The sequence below is a fragment of the Rhodococcus sp. USK10 genome, assembly GCF_019378875.1.
GTDB classification, from domain to species: Bacteria; Actinomycetota; Actinomycetes; order Mycobacteriales; family Mycobacteriaceae; genus Rhodococcus_F; species Rhodococcus_F pseudokoreensis.
Map to the genome: position 1 here is coordinate 546,245 of NZ_CP076048.1, position 22,185 is coordinate 568,429.

The window sequence follows — 22,185 nt, forward strand, 5'->3', positions numbered from 1 at the left end:
GGTGGGATTCACGGACGTACCCCACGCCGAGGGGCGAGACTCACCGACCGGCACCAGCTTTCCCGCGCCCGGCATCGGAATGTGGCCGAGACTCATCGGTGGCGTCGTCGCCGGTAGGACTCATCGGACCGGTGCGGGATACCTCGTCATCCTGACGGGTGTCGGCCTCGAGGCAGGTGTCCTTGTGCCCTATTCGGCGCGCGCCGAATTCGATGGGCTCGGATGATGAGGAGTTCGTGGCAGTGGAGTTTAGTCGCAGCAACATTCGCGTATGTGGTGATGAATCGACTCGGGCATACCTACGGTTCGACGGCACAGGAACGCTCTACCCCGCTCCCCGGAGACAGCGTGGTCGTCAAGCCGCATTGCGTATGCACGCACGCGACCACGATCGCAGCCACACCCGAACAGATCTGGCCCTGGCTAGTGCAGATGGGGTGGCACCGCGGCGGTTGGTACACGGCGCGGTGGGTGGACCGGGTGTTGTTTCCCGCGAACTGGCCCAGCGCCGACCACATCGTTGCCGAGTGGCAGGAACTCCAGCCGGGGGCCTATGTGCCCGACGGCGCACCGGAGACGCACTGCGGCTTCACCGTCCTTGCGCTACATCCGGCGGAGTCGCTCGTGCTGCATTCGACATCACACCTGCCTCGGAGTTGGAGAGCCAGCGGTATCGCGGCGCTGGACTGGACGTGGGCTTTCTCGCTTCGCCCACTCGGCGACGACATGGGAACTCGTTTCCTGTTCCGGTGGCGTGCCCGGATGCGGCCGTGGTGGTTGCGTGTGCTGTGTGAGGCGGTCGTGGTGCCGGCCGATCTACTGATGTCGCGGGACATGCTTCGTGGGGTGAGGTCTCGTGCCGAACCGAAGACGTGATGCCGGTACACCGAGTGCCATTCGTACCTCGTATCGGATCCCCGCGAGGGCGAGCACCAGGGGCGCCAGAGCGGATGTCCCGCCGACAGCGCCGGTCGTAGCGAGCCACAGGGCGACGAGCGGCAGACGGCCAACGAGAGTGCGAGCGTGCGGTGTCGGGTGAGCATGTCGTCTTCGGACTGCGCCAACGCCGCACGGTATGCGACTTCGCACGGTCCCAACGATCGCGGGGCGTCGGCACAACCGCGGTCGCCCTTTTACAACATCACGACACGACGACCCGCGCCGCCTGGTCCGCGAGCATCACGTGGTGCGCGAGGACGGGTCCGATGCCGGCGAGGGCTTCCGGACCCGTCATCTGCTGGTGCGATGCGGGAACGTTGTGGACGAGGATCTCGCCGCTGATGTGCTGCCGCCACGCGGAGACTCCCGTGGGGGCGTCGAAGGAATCTGCCGCTCCGAAGTACAGCAGATCGACGCCGCTCGGTGTCGACGGGCGGTGCGCGAGGGCGAGGTCGACCGTCTGTGTGAACACCCGGTGGACGGCCTCGAGGTCGTCCGCGGTCACGGCGGCGAATGGTCCGCCGGTGCGACGCAGCACCTCCACGGCACGGTCGGCGGTCGTGCCGTCATCTCCGTCAACCGGGACCACCGCGCCGAGCTCCGCGAGAAGCGCTGCCATGGTGGGCTTCTCGGCCGTGCGATCGAGGCCCCCGGCCAGATGGGTGTCGAGCATCGCGAGGGTGACCACCTCGTCGCCGGCGCTTGTGAGCTGCACCGCCATCTCATGGGCGATCTGGCCGCCGACCGAATAGCCCACCAGGTGGTACGGGCCGTGCGGCTGCACCGCCCGGATCCGGGCGACATACCGGGCCGCGAGTTCTTCCAGGGAGTCGACGCGCAGGTCCGGATCGGTCAGCGCCGGGGATTGCAGTCCGTACACCGGACGGTCGCCGAGATACTGCACCAGTCCGGTGAAGCACCACGCCAACCCGATCGCAGGATGGATGCAGAACACCGGGCTGCCGGTTCCGGTGGTGCGCAGCGGCAGCAGTACGTCCAGTGACCCGTCGGCACCATCGTCCGACCCGGAATCCTCGGGGGCCGTGGCGATCATGTGTGCCAGAGCTTCCGGCGTCGGATGCGTGAAGATCCACTGCACCGGCACGACGCGCGCGGAGGATTCGGCGATCCGGGCGATCACGCTCGTCGCGGTGAGTGACGTGCCACCGAGCGTGAAGTAGTTGTCGTCGAGGCCGACCCGGTCCAGTCCGAGCCCCTCGGCGAACGCGGCGGCGACCATCTCCTCGGTCGCATTGCGAGGCGCCCGATACTCGGCACGCCCCGCGGTGAAGTCCGGTTCCGGCAGGGCCGCGCGGTCGAGTTTCCCGTTCGCGGTCCTCGGCACGGCGTCGAGCACCGTCACGGTCGCAGGGACCATGTGTGGGGCCAGGCGCGCGCGGGCGTGTGCCAGGACCGCGGACGTGTCGAGTTCCGAACCCGCGACGGGGACGACGTAGCCGGCCAACCGGTCGCCGCTGGTGTGCACCACGGCGTGGTCGATACCGGGGTATCCGAGGAGGGCTGATTCGATTTCGCCGAGTTCGACACGGAAACCACGGATCTTCACCTGAAAATCCGAACGACCCACATACTCGAGCACCGGCCCACCCTCCGCACGCTCCCGCCACCGCACCACATCCCCGTCCGATACATCCGCTGCCCCGCACCACCGAACGGATCCGCCACAAACCGTGACGCTGTCAACCCCAACCGATTCCGATACCCCCGCGCCAACGCCGGACCCGACAAATACAACTCCCCCGCCGCCCCGAACGGCACCGGCCGCAACCGCGCATCCAACACCAACTCACCGAACCCACCAACCGGACCACCAACCGTCACCAGCTCTCCCGCGACCAACGGGTCGCTCGCATTCGACATGATCGTGGCCTCCGTCGGCCCGTACGCATTGAACATCCTCCGGCCCGGCGCCCACCGCGCCACCAACTCCGGCGGACACGCCTCACCCGCAACCACCAACGTCTGCAGAGTCTCCAACCCGGACGGGTCCAGCGACGACAACGCCGTCGGCGTCAACACCGCATGAGTCACACCCTCACGATCGACAATCTCCGCCAACTCCACCCCGCCATACACCGACGGCGGAACCACCACCAACCGGGCACCCATCCCCACCGCCCACACCAACTCGAACACCGACGCATCGAAACTCGGCGACGCACACTGCAACACCCGCGCACCCGCACCTCCCCCGAATTCCGAACGCTGCGACGCCACCACATTCGCCAACCCCCGATGAGTCACCACCACACCCTTCGGCAACCCCGTCGACCCCGACGTATAAATCACATACGCCGCCTGACCCACCCGCACCGGCGCACCCCGATCCGCATCCGACACCGGCCCCGCCGACACCGACGACAACCGCTCCACCGTCTCCGCGTCGTCGAGCACCACCCACCGCACCGCACCCGGCAACCGGTCCACCGAACCCGACAACGCCACCCCCACAACCACACCCGAATCAGCAACCATGTGCTCGATCCGGCCCACCGGATACTGCGGATCCACCGGCACAAACGCCGCACCCGTCTTCGCCACCGACCACACCGACACCACCGACTCCACCGACCGCGCCACCGCCACCGCCACCACCGACTCGGCACCCACCCCCACCTCCAGCAAAACCCGCGCCAAGCGATTCGACGCCGCATCCACCTCCCCATACGTCAACCGCCGACCCCCACACACCACCGCCACCGCATCCGGATCCACCCCCACCGCCGCCGCCAACAACCCCGGCAACGACACCTCCGGGACCGACCGCGCACCCACCACCGGCGTCAAACGATCCAACTCCTGCGCGCCGAGAACGTCGATGTCGCCGATCGGGCGATCCGGCGATGCGGTGACCGCGTCGAGGATCCGGACGAACTGATCCGCGAAGCCGCGGACGGTGCCCGCGCCCAGGACGTCGGTGGCGAAGCCGAATGCGGCGGACATCCCGGCGGGCGCGCCGGTTTCGTCGACGTTCTCACTCAGGGTCAGGAACAGGTCGCATTTGGCGACCTCGACGCCGGCGTCGACGACCTCGACGGTCAGACCGGGCAGTTCGAGTCGGCTCTCCTCGGTGTTCTGGAATTCGAGCAGCACCTGGAACAGTGGGGCGTGCGCCGTGGACCGCACCGGGTCGACCGCCTGCACGACCCGGTCGAACGGCACCTCCGTGTGCCCGAACGCGCCGAGATCGGTGTCGCGGACGTGCGCCATCAGGTCGGTGAAGGAGCGTTCGGGTGCGACGCGGGTTCGCAGCACCACGGTGTTGACGAACATGCCGACCATCTCGTCCAGTGCCGCGTCGCCGCGGCCGGCGACGGGCGTGCCCACTGCGAGATCCGTCGCACCGCTCAGCCGACCGAGCAGGACGGCGAGAGCGGCGTGCGCGACCATGAACAGTGTCGAATCATGACTCCGAGCAAGTTCGGACAGCTTCCTGTGCAGGTCCGCGCCGATCGCGAACGGCACGGTGGCGCCGTGCGAGGACCGCTGCAGGGGTCGCCGGCGGTCGAGCGGCAGCTCGAGCAGCTCGGGCATCCCGTCGAGGGTCCGGCGCCAGTAGTCCAGCTGCGCCGAGATGGGCGAGTCCGGGTCGGTGTCGCTGCCGAGGGTGCGGCGCTGCCACAGCGCGAAGTCGGCGTACTGCACCGGCATCGGCGCCCACCCGGGCGGACGTCCGTGTGCACGAGCGGTGTACGCGATCATCACGTCGCGGGCCAGCGGCGCCATCGATGATCCGTCCGCCGCGATATGGTGCAGCACCAGGGCCAACACGTGTTCGTCCGGACCGATCCGCAGGAGCGCGGTGCGCATCGGGACCTCGCTGCGCACGTTGAATTCGGCCGACGCCAGAGACACCAACTCGGTGCGCAGCGCCGCTTCGTCGGACACGGTGACCGGAGTGAGGTCGAGGGTCACCTGGTCCACGGGCAGCACCACCTGGTGCGGGCCGTCCGCGGACCCCGGGTAGACAGTGCGGAGCGGTTCGTGCCGTTCGACGACGTCGCCGAAAGCCGCACGCATGGACTCGATATCGAGATCGCCGAACAGGCGCAGCGCAATCGGAATGTTGTAGGCGGGCGAAGCCGTGTCGACCTGGTTGACGATCCACATCCGCTGCTGCGCCAGCGACAGCGGCACACGGTCGGGGCGCGGACCCGCGGTCAGGGCGGCACGCGCCGCGATGCGGCGATCCGATGCATCGGCGCGGGCGGCGAACCCCGCCACCGTGGGTGCCTCGAACAGCTCCCGCACCCCCAGACCGATACCCAGTGCCGAGTTGATGCGGGCGACGACGCGGGTCGCGCTCAGCGAATTGCCGCCCAGGTCGAAGAAGTTGTCGTCGAGCCCGGCCCGGTCGAGTCCGAGTACCTCGGCGAAGGCATCTGCCACGGTCCGCTCGGTTCCGCTGTCCGACGCACGGAAGACGGTGCGTACCACCGCGAAATCCGGTGTGGGCAAGGCCTGCCGGTCCAGCTTGCCCACCGGGGTGAGAGGCAACTCGTCGAGGATCACGATCGTCGCGGGCACCATGTACGCGGGCACACTGCCGCGCACATGGTCGGTGACCTCGGCAACGTCGGGTTCGCCGTCACCGGACGGTAGAACGTAGGACACCAGGACGGTGTCCCCGGACGGGGCGGTGCGACCGAGGGTCACCGCGAACGCAATACGGGGATGCTGCGTCAGTACCGCATCGATTTCGCCGAGTTCGACACGGAAACCACGAATCTTCACCTGAAAATCCGAACGACCCACATACTCGAGCACCGGCCCACCCTCCGCACGCGCCCGCCACCGCACCACATCCCCGTCCGATACATCCGCTGCCCCGCACCACCGAACGGATCCGCCACAAACCGTGACGCTGTCAACCCCAACCGATTCCGATACCCCCGCGCCAACGCCGGACCCGACAAATACAACTCCCCCGCCGCCCCGAACGGCACCGGCCGCAACCGCGCATCCAACACCAACTCACCGAACCCAACAACCGGACCACCAACCGTCACCAGCTCTCCCGCGACCAACGGGTCGCTCGCATTCGACATGATCGTGGCCTCCGTCGGCCCGTACGCATTGAACATCCTCCGGCCCGGCGCCCACCGCGCCACCAACTCCGGCGGACACGCCTCACCCGCAACCACCAACGTCTGCAGAGTCTCCAACCCGGACGGGTCCAGCGACGACAACGCCGTCGGCGTCAACACCGCATGAGTCACACCCTCACGATCGACAATCTCCGCCAACTCCACCCCGCCATACACCGACGGCGGAACCACCACCAACCGGGCACCCATCCCCACCGCCCACACCAACTCGAACACCGACGCATCGAAACTCGGCGACGCACACTGCAACACCCGCGCACCCGCACCTCCCCCGAATTCCGAACGCTGCGACGCCACCACATTCGCCAACCCCCGATGAGTCACCACCACACCCTTCGGCAACCCCGTCGACCCCGACGTATAAATCACATACGCCGCCTGACCCACCCGCACCGGAACACCCCGATCCGCATCCGACACCCGCCCCGCCGACACCGACGACAACCGCTCCACCGTCTCCGCGTCGTCGAGCACCACCCACCGCACCGCACCCGGCAACCGGTCCACCGAACCCGACAACGCCACCCCCACAACCACACCCGAATCAGCAACCATGTGCTCGATCCGGCCCACCGGATACAGCGGATCCACCGGCACAAACGCCGCACCCGTCTTCGCCACCGACCACACCGACACCACCGACTCCACCGACCGCGCCACCGCCACCGCCACCACCGACTCGGCACCCACCCCCACCTCCAGCAAAACCCGCGCCAACCGATTCGACGCCGCATCCACCTCCCCATACGTCAACCGCCGACCCCCACACACCACCGCCACCGCATCCGGAACCACCCCCACCGCCGCCGCCAACAACCCCGGCAACGACACCTCCGGGACCGACCCCCCACCCACCACCGGCGTCAAACGATCCAACTCCTGCGCGCCGATCGCGGCGAGTGGAGTGCCGGGGTCTGCGGCGAGCAGTTCGTCGATCAACCCGACGACGGCGGCGTGATGCGACCGCAGTTCGTCGTCGCGGTAGCGGTACGGGTTGGCCTCGAACTCGACGATCGTCGATGCCGGGGTGCCGCTGCGATATACGTTGACGGACAGGTCCGGGACAGGACCCGTGGTGAGGATCCGGAAGTCTCCGGTCAACGACCCGAACGTGAGGTCCTGATCGAACAGCATCACGTTGATCATCGGTCCCGAGATCCTGCGCGCTTCGGCGGACACACCCAGGTCGCGCAGGATGTCCTCGACGTTGCCGCGCTGGTGCCGCATCGCTCCCATCAGTTCGTGCTGCACCCGGACCACGAGGTCGCCGACCGTGTCGCCGGATCGGACCTGGACCAGTAGGGGCGCGACGTTGGCGAGCATGCCGCTGGACCGTCGCAGTACGGCGGTGGTGCGGGCGGACAGCGGAATGTCGACGCGGACGTCTTCCCGTCCCGTCCGCCGCGACAGATGGCAGGCGAACGCGGCGATCAACGCGGCGGCCGCCGTCGCGCCCGGCCGGGCGGCCGTGTCCTCGAGTCGGGCGACGGTCTCGGGCGACAACGCCGCGCGGACGGTCAGGCTGTGGGCGGCGGGGGGCGCCTCGAGATCGGTGAGGGAGGCCCCGTTCGTGCGCCTGTGGAGTCGTTCGGCCCAGTAGTCGCGGTCGGACGAGAACCGGTGAGATGCCCGGTAGTCCTCGTCGAGGCCATGCAGGGTGTGCAGGTCCGCGGCACGGTTCGGTTCGGGCGCACGGTCTTCGACCGCCGCGGTGTACAGGGCGGCGACACGGTTGACCAGTGTCATCGCCGCGTATCCGTCGAGGGCGACGTGGTGGATCCGGCTGTACCACAGGTGCCGTTCGTCACCGACGCACAGCAGCGACGACTCGCACAGGTGGTCGTGTTCGAAATCCACTCGTGCCGTGTAGTTCTCGTGCATCCATGTCTCGGCCGCCGCCATCGGGTCGGATGCGCCGCGGAAGTCGACGACGCCCATGGCCGCGTCGGCAGGCGGATCGATCACCTGGTGTGGTTCCCCGTCGACGTCGATCAGACGCAGGAACACCGACTCGTATTCGTGGCCGGCCACGAGCGCGACCTCACGGAACAATTCGACGTCCAGCGGCCCACGAATGTCGACGTACTGCGCGATGCAGACCGGCACGTCCGGGGCGAGTTGCTGCGCAAACCACAGCCCGTGTTGTGCCGCGGACAGCGGGAACGGATCCGATCGATGCTCACGGTAGGTCGCTCGTGCGGCGTGTTCCATCAAATCACCAATCAGGGTGTGCGCCGCTGGCTCACGGCGGGACGCTCGGTCCGTCTGTACAGGGCGCCGGACAAGCCGGTGCCACTACAGTCCCTTGGAACGCCGCGCGCGAGAACACACCCTAGGTGTGTTGTGTGGGCACCCTGATCACTCCACGAGCGACTCGCTCTTCAGCCAGTCGTAAACGACATCTGCGGGATCCTCGCCGTCGATGTCGACTCGGCCGTTCAGTTCCTGCATCAAGTCGTCGGTCAGTCGCTCGGAGACCACACCCAGCAGGTCGGCGATCACCGGATATCGATCGATGATCTCGTCCCGGACCACCGCGGTGCCGCTGTAGGGCGGGCGACACCGTCCACTGCGTTCGGGGCAAAGGGCGACGGCCTGCAGTTCAGGCGGTCCGGCGGATCGTGTGGGTGGCCGCGCACATCGGGCACCACGTCGCCTCACCGACGATCCACCCGTTGGTGCGTGCGAAGGCGACCGCCTCCGGACGACCGGCGACGGCAGCGTCGAATCGGTGCTCACACAGATCGCACCGCAGCATCCATCCACGCTTCCCTGAGGACCGCACCAGTATGTGAACAGCCATGTCACCCCCGTGACTTCGTCAGACTTCGTTCTCAGCATGGCACACCCTGCCCCGCGCTGAGTTGTCCCACGCAGGCGCTCCGGGGCCGTCGCCCGGATACTACTCTCGTGTTCGACTCCGGGTGTGCAGTCGAGATGGAGGCGCGACAATTTCTCGCTCCCAACGGATTTGAAGCTCTCGAACGCGCCGACCAGTCGCCGAATCCGCCCTCCGCAGTCCCTGCTGTGGGCACGACCCCGAGTAACCATCACGCCGATCCGAACCCTCCGCCGCACCCGAGACGGGCATTAGCGTCGTTGAACCGGCGTCTCGACCGCGCTGCTCACCGCGGTCGAGAACGCGGTCCGAGCCGCGAGGCGACCCCGCTTGATCGCAACAGGGTCTCGTGTACCCGAGCGCGGCGCGCCCCGGTCCTGTAGCAACGGCACCACGTGATCCCACAGTCCCGACCTCAGCAGGCCGCTCGAAGAATCGGTCGGTGCACTGCTCGCAAGTGATCCGGCACTGCTATTGGCGGACGAGCCCACGCCGGCGCTCGACGTGGGCGGCGCCGGCCGGCAAATTGCCGAGGGTGAGTCCGGCAATCGTCAGTGCGGGCAGGCTCGCGTTCTCGAGAACATCGCGCACGAGAACCCACAACCGGCTGGCGCCCTTCGCGACGGACACCGTGACGTAGGGCGCGTTCAACCCGAGTTCGATGTTCTTCAGCAGCAGCTGCGCGATGGGCGCCGACACCGGTATCGCCAGCGTGACGGCGGGCAGCACGAGAGAGGCGAAGCCGTCGTTCCCGATCGGGGGAAACCACCGCAGTTGAAACGAGAAGACCTGCAGGATCGCGAGCCCCACCAAGAACACCGGTACGGACACACCGGCCGCGGGGAGGGACGCGATGGCCTGCGACAGCCACGAGCTGCGGGTGTACGCCGCCGCACCGTTGTGCCCCCGGCTCGCCGGCTCCCAGTTGTACCCTTCCCGCTTCCGCAGGACGGTCTTCTCCTGGTACACGTGTTCCGTCACGACGAACGGTCCGGTCGCCACGATGTTCTGCGGAAGCGCGCGGTCCTCTTTCCTCAACTGCAGCGTCGTGTGCCCGAGGATCCCGGCAAAGTACATCGAGAGGCCCTGAAGGAAACCGGCACTCGGCTTGTCGAGGGTGACCTTCACGGTGCTCGGATCGATCACCTCCGTGCGGAGGTACCCGCCCCAGTACGCGGATACCGGGACGACACCGAGTTCCTTGTTGCCGAAACCGAGGAGGTCGAAGTTCTCCTTCACCGAGTCCGCTGACAACGGCGTGCCGTCGCTGAACGTGACGTCGTTCCCTCACGGACGTTCGAGGAGGCCACCGATTGGGATGCGGCGCACCCGGTGAGCACCAGTGCTGCGGCGGCCGTAGCCGCAATCAGAGCTGTTGCTCTGCCGACGAATCTTCGGGTCATCTGACGGAACTCCTCAATGCATGGACGAACGGAAGGAAGACGAGACACGCGCGTGGCGCCGAATCCACGCCGACGACGGTCGGGCGGACGGGACGATCAGGGAATCGGAGGTACGAACTCCGAATCGGGTGCCCGCAGGCGCCCGGTCACGAGATCAGCGACAACAGTGGAACGCAGCGGAGGAGAACGAGGGGCCATGGGCGCTCATCACGTTCTTCCTTCCGCGTCTCGACACTCGTCACAACTGTGACCAGCTGAGTGTGCACAGTGCCGGAACGACGAACAACCAACCTGAACTACGAGGTTCTTTAAGATTCGCTCAAGGGAACGATCGGCCGACGATCGGCGGTCGCAGTGCGCCCGGTCGAGCTGATCTGCTTCCCCATCCTCGGTGAACGGGGACGGGAATGCGTCCGTATCCGTTTACGACTCCGTGACCCGGGGAATGTCGTAGGCGAAGGTGATGCCAGATGTTGAATTCCGAGATCTCGAACCCCGTGCGGTCCGCCCGAAGCTTCCTCGACCGGCGCCGGGGGTCGTCGGACCGTGAAGTCGTGACCACTGCGAAGGCGGTCCTGATCACCAGACGCGGCTACAGCGATGCCCAGGCTTTCGACGAACTACTCGACGTGGCGCGCAGGCACCACCTCTCCGTGCAGGGCGCTGCCCGGTGCCTGATCGATCTCACCAGCAACACCGGTCACCTCACGAGTCGCAGGCCGGTCGCATTCCCCGAGTGGGAAGGACTCCGCGGACCGTCCTCCGGACACCACCGTCGTCCGTCGCAGCGGATGGACAGTTTGCAGAGACGCCACCACCCCCACCTCGCGACACAGGTTCGACCGTGATGACACCTGATGTGTAGGCGAATGTGTCAAGTGGGCAGGATAGGGCGCCGCCGGGGAGTTACCCCGACAGCGCCATGCACTTCGTCACGCGGAGGTGGGCGGGCGGATTGAGCGCTGGGTTGACGCAGCTGGTGAAACAGGCGTGACCATTCGCAACGCCACCGTCATTGCAGCGATATCCTTAGATACATCCGCGAGAGGCCAGCAGTGATGCATTTCTTCGACAACGACTCGAACCGGAAGAATCGATGTAGTCGATGACTGACATCGATCCTTTCGCGACGCAACGTGGCGCGACGGGTTCGATCACGGCGGAGCTGGCAGCCGCCGGATTCGAGGACGCACAAGAGATCGGCCGCGGCGGTTTCGGCGTCGTCTACCGGTGCACCCAGGCGGCACTCGACCGCACCGTGGCAATCAAGGTCCTCACCGCGGACCTCGACGAGGAGAACCGGGAACGGTTCCTGCGTGAGCAGCGCGCGGCGGGCAGGCTGACCGGACACCCCCATGTCGTCAATGTCCTCCATGTGGGCGTCACCGATAACGGTCGGCCGTACATCGTCATGCCGTACCACGCCCAGGACTCACTCGACACGCGGATCCGGCGCGACGGACCGCTCCCGCTCGACGAAGCGCTGCGGCTCGGGGTGAAGATGGCCGGTGCCCTCGAGACTGCCCACCGCCTCGGGATCCTTCATCGCGACGTCAAGCCCGGGAACATCCTGATCACCGACTACGGCGAGCCGGCGCTGTCAGATTTCGGCATCGCCCGTATCGCCGGCGGGTTCGAAACCACCGCCGGCGTCGTGACGGGTTCGCCGGCGTTCACCGCCCCCGAGGTGGTGACCGGCGAACCCCCGAGCGCTGCTGCCGATGTCTACGGCCTCGGTGCCACGTTGTTCGCTGTGATGACCGGCCACGCTGCCTTCGAACGCCGCAGTGGGGAGCAGGTGGTGGCCCAGTTCCTGAGGATCACGGCCGAGCCCGTTCCGGACCCACGGAAGCACGGAATTCCCGAGGATGTCAGCGCAATCATCGAACGTGCGATGTCCGGCACCCCGGCGAGCCGTCCCTCCGCCACGGAACTCGGTCAGCAACTCCGCGCATCCCAACGTCTCCATAATTTTCCCGTCGACGAGATGGCACTGCACACCGAACCGGGAGACAGCCATCGGCAGGAGAACGTGGCGGCGGCCGACCAACTCGTTCCCACCGCGCACGAATTCTTTCGTGAAGTGACAAGTTTCGTCGGACGCCGAAATGAAGTGGCCGCGGTCAAGGCGCGGCTCGCGGATTCTCGGATAGTGACACTCACCGGATTCGGAGGAGTAGGTAAGACCCGGCTGGCGTGCCGCGTCGCCTCGGAAGTGCGCAGAACCTACGCCGACGGCATCTGGTTCGTGGATCTCGCCGCGATCTCCCTTCCAGAACTTGTCGTCAGCGCAATTGCCGAGGGGCTCGATATCCGGGACGGAGTGACTGCGGATGGTACTCACTACCTCTTCGAATTCCTCGGTGGAAGGCATGCGCTCATCGTCCTGGACAACTGTGAGCACTTGATCGAGGCGTGCGGCACGGTCGCCGCCGAGATCGTTCGCCGGTCGGACCGCGTGGAGATCCTGGCAACCAGTAGGGAACCACTCGGTGTGCTGGGTGAGGCGGTGTTCGAGGTTCCTCCCATGTCGGTCCTGGATGAGGCTCAGCTCGCCGACGGACGAGAAGGAAAGAGCTTTCATTCCGAGGCGGTCGATCTGTTCGAGCAACGCGCTGCATCAGTCGTCCCTGGATACACCCTCGACGACGAGAGCCGCCAGGGGGTTGCCCGTCTGTGCCGGCGGCTGGACGGCATCCCCTTGGCAATCGAACTCGCAGCTGTCCGGATCAGGTCCCTTCCCCTCGACCGCGTCCTGTCGCGGGAGGGCGCACTGTTCGATCTGTTGACTCGGGGAAACCGTGGCGGTCCGGTGCGGCATCAAACGCTGCGTGGCGCCATCGACTGGAGCTTCGATCTGTGCTCGCCGGAGGAACAAGTCCTGTGGGCGCGGCTGTCGGTCTTCGCAGGCGGTTTCGATTTCGATGCAGTCGAGAGCGTGTGCACCGATCCGGACATCGTTCCGGATGCTCTCGAATTGATCTCCACTCTTGTCGAAAAATCGGTCGTCTCCACCGTTCAGTCCGGATCCACGGTTCGGTACAAGTTGCTGGAAAGCATCAAGGATTACGCGGTCGAGAGACTTGCCGAGCAAGGTGACGAAGACAAGTGGCACAGAAATCATCGAGACTATTTCCTGCGGATGGCGGAACGCAGCGAGGCTCAGTCACTGGCATCGGGCCAGCTGGAATGGAACCGTCGCCTCCGGCACGAGCGGGCGAACCTGCGGTCGGCGCTGGAATACTGCCTGTCCACCCCAGGCGAGGCCCGAACCGGTCTCCGGATGGCAGGTTCGCTGTGGTTCTTCTGGAACGCGAGCGGCCTGCTGCGAGACGGGCGGTACTGGCTGACCCGGGCCTTGGAGGCCGACCGCCAGCCGAGCCGCGAGAGGGCGAAAGCGCTCTGGGTGATCGGTTGGTACGCAATGATTCAGGGCGACATCACGACCTCCAAGCGCTACTTGATGGAATGCAGCGACGTCGCGGAATCGGTCGGTGATCGAACCGCCCAGGCGTTTGCGCTTCAGTTCCGAGGCGCGGCGGAGGAGATCGACGGAAATCTCGAAGTAGCGTTGGAGCTTCTCACTGCCGGCACGTCACATCACGCCGAGTCAGGGGAAGTCAACTCCCTGACACTGTTGGGCGGCGCCCAATTAGCTTTCGTGCACTGCCTGTCCGGCAACCTGGAACAATCCCTTGCCTGGGCGGAGGAGACAATCGCCCGGGGTAAAGCGCTGCCGGAGCGGTTCTCGACGTCGTGGGCGCTGTGGGCCCGCGGACTTGCCCTGTGGACCCAGCGCAAGTACCCGCAAGCTTCGGATTCGTTGAAGGAAGCGATCGAACTGAAGCAGTCACTGAGCGACTGGTTGGGTGTGAGTGCATGCACCGAAATTCTTGCGTGGATCGCGATCGAGGAAGGCAATCCCGCTCGATCCGCACGTCTGCTGGGTATCGGGCGCACTCTGTGTGGCGAGATGGGGAGTTCTCCGCTCTTCGGAAACGAAGAGTTGATCCGCACACGAACTCGTTACGAGAATCGCACCCGTCAGCTGCTGGGTGACGCTGCGTTCGAGCGAGAATCCCAGGCCGGTGAACGCCTCGAACACCTCGCGTCGATCGAATTCGCGTTGCAAAAGCGCACGTCCAAGCCGGCGGCGCCGGCCACTCCTTCAGCTCAGGTGAAGCTAACCCCTCGTGAGAAGGAAGTGGGAAAGCTGGTGGCGGAGGGACTCACGAACAAGGAGATCGCGGAGCGACTGGTCATCTCGCCTCGTACCGCAGAAGGACACGTGGACCGCATCCTCACGAAGACCGGGCATCGATCCCGCGCGCAGCTTGCCGCCTGGATCGCCCGCGAGGAGAGCATCGATTCCGGAAAGCCGTAGTGCCGTTTCGAACAGACCGGTCCGCCTTCTCTTTCTCGGAGTACCTGCGTAGGAAATGCAGGTAGTGAAGCACGTAGATCACCGCCGTTACACGCGGCGTGCAATTGCGAGTCTTATCGGCATGAACAGCACGCACCTCCACCAGAACAACTCACACACCAGCATCACTTCCTGGAAGCAGTTCGCCACCGCCGCTGTCGCCACCGCCGCACTCGGCGTCATCCCCGCCGGCACTGCAGCCGCCACCACAGCGGCCGCCACCCCCGTCGCCGCCGTCGTCGCACCTGGCACTCCCCCCGACCACGACAACACCATGCAGCAGCAGAGCCGGCACGACCGGCAACGCGACCAAAGGCAGGACCGCCGCGCCGAAACCACCATCGGCGACCAGATCCTTGCCGGCTGGCACAGCAGCAGCACCCCGATGTAAGGCGTTTGCACCGTCGATCGCCCCGATCTCACCTCACCACCCACCAGAGAAATCCCCAGAAGGAAGTAATGAGCATGACCGAAACCCGCACCACACAGGCGACCACCACCGCGACGATCGCGACCGTCGACATGAAACTCGAGGTCCTCGTCCTCCCCGTCTCCGACATGGATCGCGCCACCGACTTCTACACGAAACTCAGCTGGCGACGAGACTTCACACCGCCCGACTCCGGCGTCGTCCAGTTCACCCCGCCCGGCGCCGCCACCTCGATCCACTTCGGCACCGGCCTGACCACCGCCGCACCCGGCTCCGCCACAGCCTTCCTCATCGTCTCCGACATCGTCGCCGCCCACCAGCAGCTGGTCGCCGCCGGAACCGATGTCAGCGACATCTTCCACTACACCGCGAACGGCCCGGTCCCCGGACCGGATCCCGACCATTCCAGCTACAACTCGTACGCCAGCTTCCACGATCCCGACGGCAACACCTGGAAGCTGCAGGAAGTCACTACCCGCCTGCCCGGCCGCATCGACTCCGCAGCAACAACATTCAGTTCCCACCGCGAACTGATGAAGGCGCTTTTCCGCGCGGCCATCGCCCACGGTGAACACGAGAAGCGCAATGGCGGACAGTACGACGAGAACTGGCCCGACTGGTACGCCGCCTACATGGTCGCCGAACAGGCCGGGACAGAGCTGCCCGTCTGACGCTCCGATCCACCCAAAAACCAATCTCGACCACCAATCAACACAGCAAGGACCCCACATGCCTGTCACATCCGAAGTCGCGATCCGGCCGTTCACGTTCGAGTTCCCTGAGTCCGAACTCGAGGCGCTGCGCCAGCGCATCGCGGCCACACGGTGGCCCGACAAGGAGACCGTCGCAGATCAGTCGCAGGGCGTGCCGCTCGCGACGAGCCAGGCACTCGCGCAGTACTGGGCGTCGGATTATGACTGGCGCAAGGTCGAGGCGAAGCTGAACGCTCTGCCGCAGTTCATCACAGAGATCGATGGGCTCGACATTCACTTCATTCACATTCGCTCGAAGCACGAGGACGCGTTGCCGCTCATCGTCACGCACGGGTGGCCCGGGTCGATCATCGAGCAGCTGAAGATCATCGAACCGCTGACCGATCCCACCGCTCATGGTGGTGACGCATCGGACGCTTTCCATCTGGTGATTCCGTCGGGGCCCGGCTACGGGTTCTCGGGCAAGCCGACCACCACCGGCTGGGGCCTCGACCGCATCGCACGTGCCTGGATCGAGCTGATGAAGCGCCTCGGATACACGCGGTACGCGGCGCAAGGCGGCGACTGGGGCGCGATCGTCACGGAACTGATGGCTCTACAGGCGCCGCCGGAACTGGTCGGCATTCACACCAACATGGCTTCTGTGGTTCCACCCGAGATCGATCAGGCGCTCCGCACCGGCAACCCACTGCCGTCCGATCTCTCCGACGACGAAAAGGCCGCCTCCGACCAGCTGGCCTTCTTCTACCAGCACATCGGCTACGCCGTGGAGATGGGGACGCGCCCACAGACACTGACCGGATTGACAGATTCGCCCGTCGGACTGGCAACGTTCATGCTCGACCACGACGCGAAGAGTTTGGAGCTGATCTCCCGGGCCTTTGCCGGACAGCCCGAAGGCCTGACGCGAGACGACGTCCTCGACAACATCACGCTGTTCTGGCTGACGAACACCGCGGTGTCCGCAGCTCGGCTCTATTGGGAACTCACGTCCCCGGCGTTCCTCGCCACCAGGGGCGTCTCCATCCCGGTTGCCGTGAGCGTCTTTCCCGACGAGCTCTATCAGGCACCGCGCAGTTGGACGGAGAAGGCGTATCCCAACCTCGTCCACTACAACAAGCTCGACAAGGGCGGGCACTTCGCGGCCTGGGAACAGCCACAGCTCCTGGCAGAAGAGATTCGCGTGGGCCTGCGGTCGCTTCGATAGCCGACCGTCGTCGGACGTGTGCACCGGCCCACGTCCTGCCGCGGGCGACCGGGTGGCTCACCGCGAGCCACCCGGTCGCCCCGGCTGCGCGGCCACGCCGTGCGTTCTCACCGCAACCGCCCCAGATCGTCTCGTTTCACACACGAAAAAGGTATGAACCATGTTCGCTGTTCAGTTCGATTCTCCTGGATACATCGATGTGCTCCAGGTGCGAAATATTCCGGTCCCCAGTCCGGGTGAGGGTGAAGTACTCATCGCCCTCGAAGCATCGGCGATCAATCCCGCCGACGTGAAAATTCGTAGCGGGATGATCACACCTCAGGGAAGTGCGCCGTTCACGCTCGGATACGACCTGGTGGGCACCGTAAAACAGGCGGGCCCGAATGCCGGCCGGTTTCTGCCCGGTGATCGGGTCATTGGTGCCTCGACGTCGGCCGTCACCGGAAACGGGACATGGTCGGAGTTCGTCTGCCTCCCGGAGACGTCCCTTGCCCGTGCCCCCGAAAACGTCGACTCGGCCATCCTTGCCCAGTTACCTCTACCCGGCTTGACCGCGATGCAGGCCGTCGATGCTCTGCAGTTGACTCCGGGAGCCGACGTGCTCGTCGCCGGAGCCGCCGGCGCGGTCGGACGTATCGCCCTGCAGCTTCTCCACCTCCGCGGATACCGCGCGCACGCGTTGGTTCGGCGGGCCGAGCAGGCGGAATCGTTGCCGACCGGTGTAGCCGAGGAAGTACATATCGGCTCACTGCCGGTCTCCCGCGTCGACGCAGTGATCGACACCGCCGGAATTGACCTGTCCGCCGCGTTACGGCCCGGGGGGCACTACGTCACCGTTGTCCCGGGAAGCCCGCCCCACAGCGTGTCGCCGGAGAGCGCGACGCTGGTGATCACTCACGAATCCGGCGCGATGTTGCACGCACTCGCCGAACTCCTCGCGAGCGGTGAGCTAGACCTCCCCGGCTCGACAACGTTCACGTTCTCAGAGATCGAGGCTGCTCACCACGAGTACGACCGCCAGCTCGGACGCCGCATCACGCTCGTCGTCTGACCGGCACGGTAGCGGCCCACCGAGATCAGCGAAGAATCCATGAACGACGAATCCAATCGAGCCGGGCCCGCGGGCCGCCCGACCGAACTCACCCCGATGCCCGTGCCGCCGCCCGACGCGAAGGCACGATCGGGCGGTGGTTCGGGCAATTCGATGCCGGTCCGGGGCCGAGGCCGGACCGGAAACCTGCCGGTGGAGCTGACCAGTTTCGTCGGCCGCCGCCATGAGGTGGGCGAGACGAAGAAGATGCTGTCCGCGTCCCGGCTGGTGACATTGACCGGGATCGGGGGCGTCGGGAAGACCCGGCTCGCGCTGCGAGTCGCCACCGACTCGCAGCGAGCGTTCACCGACGGGGCCTGGCTGATCGAGCTCAGCGAGCTCTCCGATCCGGAGTTGGTGACCGGTGTCGTATCGGACGTCCTCGGACTGAGGAATCACACGGTGGACGCACCGTTGGTCCTGCTGACCGACCACCTCGCCGACAAGGATGTGTTGCTGGTGCTCGACACCTGTGAGCACCTGCTGGAGTCGGTGGCGGCACTGGCGGCCACCGTGTTGCGGACCTGCCCGGGGGTGCGCATCCTGGCGACGAGCCGGGAACCGCTGAGGGTCAGGGGGGAAGCGGTGACCCGGGTTCCGCCGATGCAGACCCCCAACCCAGACCATGCGCCGTCGCTTCGCGGGTTGCCCGGCTACGAGTCGGTCGCGTTGTTTCTGCAACGAGCCGTCGCCGCCGTTCCGACGTTCGAACTCACGGAGGACAACCAGGTGGCGGTGGCGCAGATCTGCGCCCGCCTGGACGGATTACCATTGCCGATCGAATTGGCCGCAGCTCGGCTGCGAGTCATGTCCGTGCACCAGATCCTCGACCGCTTGACCGATCGATACCGCCTGCTCACCGGCGGCAGCCGTGCCGCACCCGACCGGCAGAAGACGTTGCGGTGGTCCATCGGCTGGAGCTACGAGCTGTGCACCCCGCAAGAGCAGCGTCTGTGGGCGCGGTTGACGGTGTTCGCCTGCAGCTTCGAACTCGACGCCGCCGAAGCCATCTGCGGCGACGATGATCGGGGCGGCGATCTCCTCGACGTCGTGTCGGCACTGGTCGACAAATCGATTTTGATCAGGGAAGAGGCCGGCGACGTGGTCCGGTACCGGATGCTGGACATCTTGAAAGAGTACGCCCAGGAAAAACTGCAGCTCACGGGCGAATACCCCAACCTGCGCAGACGCTTTCAGGACTGGTACCAGGAGCTGATCACGCGTGCCGCGGCCGACATCATCAGTCCTCGTCAACTGCATTGGCTCGATCTCCTCGATAGGGAACAGCCGAATCTTCGTGCTGCCCTGTATTTTGCGCTCTCCGAACCAGACGAGGCCGATGCCGGACTGCGAATGGCGGTCGGGTTGTCTCCGTTCTGGCTCTCCCGCGGATACGTCCGGGAGGGCCGGCTCTGGCTCGACCGGGTCCTCGCCGCCCACGTCGGCGAATCCGGTGCGGATCTGGCCAAAGCCTTGTACCTGGTCAGTCTCTTCGCGGGAGTGCAGGGAGACGTGGCTGAAGGTGTTGGTCTGCTGGCCCGCGCCGATTCCCTCGAGGATCGACCCGGCGACACCTCGATGCGTGCGCTGCGGGGATTCGTCCGAGGATTCCTCGCTCTCTACAACAGCGACTCCGTATCCGCCGTAATGTATTTCGATGAGGCGATCGGCGCCGCGCAAGAAACCGAGGGTGCTGACTTCTTCCATGTAGTGAGCCTGTTGGGCAAAGGGCTCTCCTGCGTGTCGGTCGGCGACGCGCCGAAGGCGCGCGTCTGCCACGAGGAGATGCTGGCCCTCGCCGGGGCACTCGGCGACTTCGTGTACTGCGGGCGGTCCGCGATGATCGGGGCCTGGGCGTGGTGGTGCGATGGTGATCGCACCCGGGCGCGAGCGGTCATCGAGGAGGGAATCCGACTGTCGACTCGTGCCGACGACTCGTTCGGCACCGGCTGCAGCCTGGAAGCCCTCGCATGGATCGAAGCCGACCACGATCCCGGCTGCGCCGCAGTCCTTCTCGGAGCGGCCGCCGCAATCTGGCGGGACGTCGGCGGAACCATGGCCAACTATCTCACAGGTCTGAGTTACCACAGCGACTGCGAACAACACGCACGCCGTGTGCTCGGTGACCGGCAGTTCGAAGAGAAATACCAGCACGGCAGCGCGTTCAGCGTCGACAACGCGGTCGGATACGCCTTCGATATACAGCCCGCGCCTGCGAAGAAGTCTCCCGAAGTCGGCACCCTGAGCCGACGCGAACGACAAGTCGCCGAGCTCGTCGCCGAGGGACTGACCAACAGGGCGATCGCCGCAAAGCTGGTCATCTCGCAACGCACCGCACAGGGCCACGTCGAACGGATCCTCTCCAAACTCGGCTACACCTCGCGAACGCAGATCGCCACCTGGCTCGTCGAACAGCGACAGCAACAGAACCCTGACCCCGAGACGCGAACTCACCACTCATGACCATGCCTGCGTTGCACGCTGCCGCCACCGATCGCACCGACCAACCACCCGGGCGACCGCGACCGATCGCCCCGCACTGTCCGTCGCCCTCTCTTGTCAGGTGGATGGACGAGCGATACCATGGCGTTTACCAGAACTGGAAACTAGTTTCGAAAGTAGGAAATCTTGATGGTCCAGCGAATTGCCGTGATCGGCGCAGGGCCCGCCGGGCTGAGTGCAGCCAAACACCTCATCGGACGGGGCTTCGACGTCACCGTCTACGAGAAGGGGTCCGAGGTCGGTGGGCTGTGGGTATACGAAAACGACAACGGGATCGGCGCGGCATATCAGTCGCTGCGGATCAATTCCGAAGCGAGGGACACCGGTTACCGCGACTTTCCGATCCCCGCGGAGGCATCCCTCTTCCCCACTCACTATGAGATGAGGGCCTACTTCAACGCCTACGCCGACCACTTCGGGTTGCGTCAGCACATCGTTGTCAACACTGCGGTCGACAGCGTCGAGCCCGTAGCGGAAGCGCCGGGCGCTCCGCGCTGGAAGTTGAAGTTGAACGATGGCACGGAACCCGAATTCGACAATGTGGTGGTAGCGAACGGACACCAGTCGATCCCGAGCCACCCGCCATTCGCAGCCGACTTCACAGGTGAATACATGCATTCACGTGACTACCGGGTCCCGGATCGGTTCGCCGGAAAGAAGGTTCTCGTAGTCGGGACCGGAAACAGCGGCCTGGACATCGCAGCGGATGTCTGCATTGTGACGGATCGGACGGTGCTGGCCGCCCGCTCTCCCGTTCTGATCATGCCTCGAATGATGTTCGGTGCTCCGTTGTCACGTTTTCTGGCGAAGGTGGAGCGCCCCTGGCTACCTTGGCCACTGGCGCGCCGGGTCCGAGAACTGGTCACGCTGGTCGCGCACGGGCGGATGGAGCAATGGGGCTTCACGACACCGAAAACGCGGACGCACCCGGCCAGTCACCCCACCGTGATGTCCCATATCGCGTGGAACCGAATCGCCGTCCGGCCCGGAACACGCAGCGCCGAAGGCACTACCGTTCGATTCGACGACGGAACGGAAGAGGATTTCGACGCAGTGATCGCCGCTACCGGTTACCAGTTCGACATCCCGTTCCTCGGTAGCGAACTGTCGCCGATCAACGGTGGACGCATCGACCTGTACCGAAGGGCCGTATCTCCAAAATGGCCTGGCCTCTATTTCGTTGGACTGTTCGACGTCAGCGGCGGCGCCAATATCCGGATGATCGACATCCAGAGCCGTTGGCTCGCCGCGGTCATCTCCGGAGACGTCGACCTTCCCGACGAGGCCGCGATGCGATCGGCGATCGCTGAAGAACACGAGCAGATGGCCCGGCTGTACCCGTCGGGGCGTCGGTACGGACTCGAGTTGGACCCACGTGAGTACGGTCTCGCCGTTCGTGAAGACCTCGCGAAGGCGAAGGAGAAGGTCGCTGCATCGGCTCCGAACCCGCAACCTGTCTGATCGGTTGTGCCTCAACCGATACGAATTCCTCCCGGTGTCAACGAGAAAC

12 protein-coding genes and 2 pseudogenes are annotated in these 22,185 nt (G+C 65.7%); 10 read left to right on the top strand and 4 right to left on the bottom strand.

Annotation, left to right across the window (positions count from 1 at the left end; translation table 11 throughout):
• Position 1 precedes the first annotated feature (1 nt).
• Positions 2-226 (top strand): hypothetical protein, encoded by a 225-nt coding sequence (locus tag I1A62_RS09435; protein ID WP_124395407.1) that lies wholly within the window; start codon positions 2-4, stop codon positions 224-226.
• A gap of 122 nt (positions 227-348) precedes the next feature.
• Positions 349-876: a hypothetical protein gene (locus tag I1A62_RS09440; RefSeq protein WP_219458575.1), complete on the top strand. Its 528-nt coding sequence runs from the start codon at positions 349-351 to the stop codon at positions 874-876.
• A gap of 265 nt (positions 877-1,141) precedes the next feature.
• Here I1A62_RS09440 and I1A62_RS47165 read toward each other — a convergent pair.
• The 4 genes and pseudogenes from I1A62_RS47165 to I1A62_RS47170 all read right to left on the bottom strand — a co-directional run bounded on the left by I1A62_RS47165 (position 1,142) and on the right by I1A62_RS47170 (position 10,161).
• Positions 1,142-8,397: pseudogene (locus I1A62_RS47165) on the bottom strand (amino acid adenylation domain-containing protein).
• 29 nt (positions 8,398-8,426) lie between these two features.
• Positions 8,427-8,621, bottom strand: a pseudogene (locus I1A62_RS09460) (glycine betaine ABC transporter substrate-binding protein); the annotation flags it as partial.
• Positions 8,622-8,670: 49 nt separating this feature from the next.
• Complete coding sequence (locus I1A62_RS09465; RefSeq protein ID WP_219461771.1) at positions 8,671-8,871, bottom strand: hypothetical protein; 201 nt, start codon at positions 8,869-8,871, stop codon at positions 8,671-8,673.
• 507 nt (positions 8,872-9,378) lie between these two features.
• Positions 9,379-10,161, bottom strand: a complete 783-nt coding sequence (locus I1A62_RS47170) for an ABC transporter permease subunit (protein WP_374710747.1) — start codon at positions 10,159-10,161, stop codon at positions 9,379-9,381.
• A 619-nt stretch (positions 10,162-10,780) separates the two neighbouring features.
• Between I1A62_RS47170 and I1A62_RS09480 the strand changes: the two genes are divergently transcribed.
• The 8 genes from I1A62_RS09480 to I1A62_RS09515 all read left to right on the top strand — a co-directional run bounded on the left by I1A62_RS09480 (position 10,781) and on the right by I1A62_RS09515 (position 22,136).
• Positions 10,781-11,158: an ANTAR domain-containing protein gene (locus I1A62_RS09480; protein ID WP_124396503.1), complete on the top strand. Its 378-nt coding sequence runs from the start codon at positions 10,781-10,783 to the stop codon at positions 11,156-11,158.
• 257 nt (positions 11,159-11,415) lie between these two features.
• On the top strand, positions 11,416-14,694 hold the full coding sequence (locus I1A62_RS09485; protein WP_124396502.1) for a protein kinase: 3,279 nt from the start codon (positions 11,416-11,418) through the stop codon (positions 14,692-14,694).
• A gap of 121 nt (positions 14,695-14,815) precedes the next feature.
• Positions 14,816-15,124: a hypothetical protein gene (locus I1A62_RS09490; RefSeq protein ID WP_124396501.1), complete on the top strand. Its 309-nt coding sequence runs from the start codon at positions 14,816-14,818 to the stop codon at positions 15,122-15,124.
• Positions 15,125-15,198: 74 nt separating this feature from the next.
• Positions 15,199-15,834 carry a VOC family protein gene (locus I1A62_RS09495; RefSeq protein WP_225858568.1) on the top strand — a complete coding sequence of 212 codons (636 nt, stop codon included), beginning with the start codon at positions 15,199-15,201 and terminating at the stop codon, positions 15,832-15,834.
• 58 nt (positions 15,835-15,892) lie between these two features.
• Positions 15,893-17,083: an epoxide hydrolase family protein gene (locus I1A62_RS09500; protein WP_219458576.1), complete on the top strand. Its 1,191-nt coding sequence runs from the start codon at positions 15,893-15,895 to the stop codon at positions 17,081-17,083.
• 160 nt (positions 17,084-17,243) lie between these two features.
• The gene (locus tag I1A62_RS09505) at positions 17,244-18,134 is read left to right on the top strand and encodes an NADP-dependent oxidoreductase (RefSeq protein ID WP_219458577.1); all 891 of its coding nucleotides are present in this window, start codon (positions 17,244-17,246) and stop codon (positions 18,132-18,134) included.
• A 39-nt stretch (positions 18,135-18,173) separates the two neighbouring features.
• A complete protein-coding gene (locus I1A62_RS09510; RefSeq protein WP_257890763.1) occupies positions 18,174-20,636 on the top strand; it encodes a LuxR C-terminal-related transcriptional regulator in 2,463 nt (820 codons plus the stop codon).
• A 168-nt stretch (positions 20,637-20,804) separates the two neighbouring features.
• Positions 20,805-22,136 carry an NAD(P)/FAD-dependent oxidoreductase gene (locus I1A62_RS09515; protein ID WP_219458578.1) on the top strand — a complete coding sequence of 444 codons (1,332 nt, stop codon included), beginning with the start codon at positions 20,805-20,807 and terminating at the stop codon, positions 22,134-22,136.
• Positions 22,137-22,185 lie beyond the last annotated feature (49 nt).

Bases quoted from the DNA above. Each gene is read 5' to 3' on its own strand.
- I1A62_RS09495 (WP_225858568.1), top strand. From the start codon at position 15,199: ATGACCGAAACCCGCACCACACAGGCGACCACCACCGCGACGATCGCG.
- I1A62_RS09500 (WP_219458576.1), top strand. From the start codon at position 15,893: ATGCCTGTCACATCCGAAGTCGCGATCCGGCCGTTCACGTTCGAGTTC.
- I1A62_RS09490 (WP_124396501.1), top strand. From the start codon at position 14,816: ATGAACAGCACGCACCTCCACCAGAACAACTCACACACCAGCATCACT.
- I1A62_RS09465 (WP_219461771.1), bottom strand. From the start codon at position 8,871: ATGGCTGTTCACATACTGGTGCGGTCCTCAGGGAAGCGTGGATGGATG.
- I1A62_RS09510 (WP_257890763.1), top strand. From the start codon at position 18,174: ATGAACGACGAATCCAATCGAGCCGGGCCCGCGGGCCGCCCGACCGAA.
- I1A62_RS09480 (WP_124396503.1), top strand. From the start codon at position 10,781: ATGTTGAATTCCGAGATCTCGAACCCCGTGCGGTCCGCCCGAAGCTTC.
- I1A62_RS09485 (WP_124396502.1), top strand. From the start codon at position 11,416: ATGACTGACATCGATCCTTTCGCGACGCAACGTGGCGCGACGGGTTCG.
- I1A62_RS09505 (WP_219458577.1), top strand. From the start codon at position 17,244: ATGTTCGCTGTTCAGTTCGATTCTCCTGGATACATCGATGTGCTCCAG.
- I1A62_RS09515 (WP_219458578.1), top strand. From the start codon at position 20,805: ATGGTCCAGCGAATTGCCGTGATCGGCGCAGGGCCCGCCGGGCTGAGT.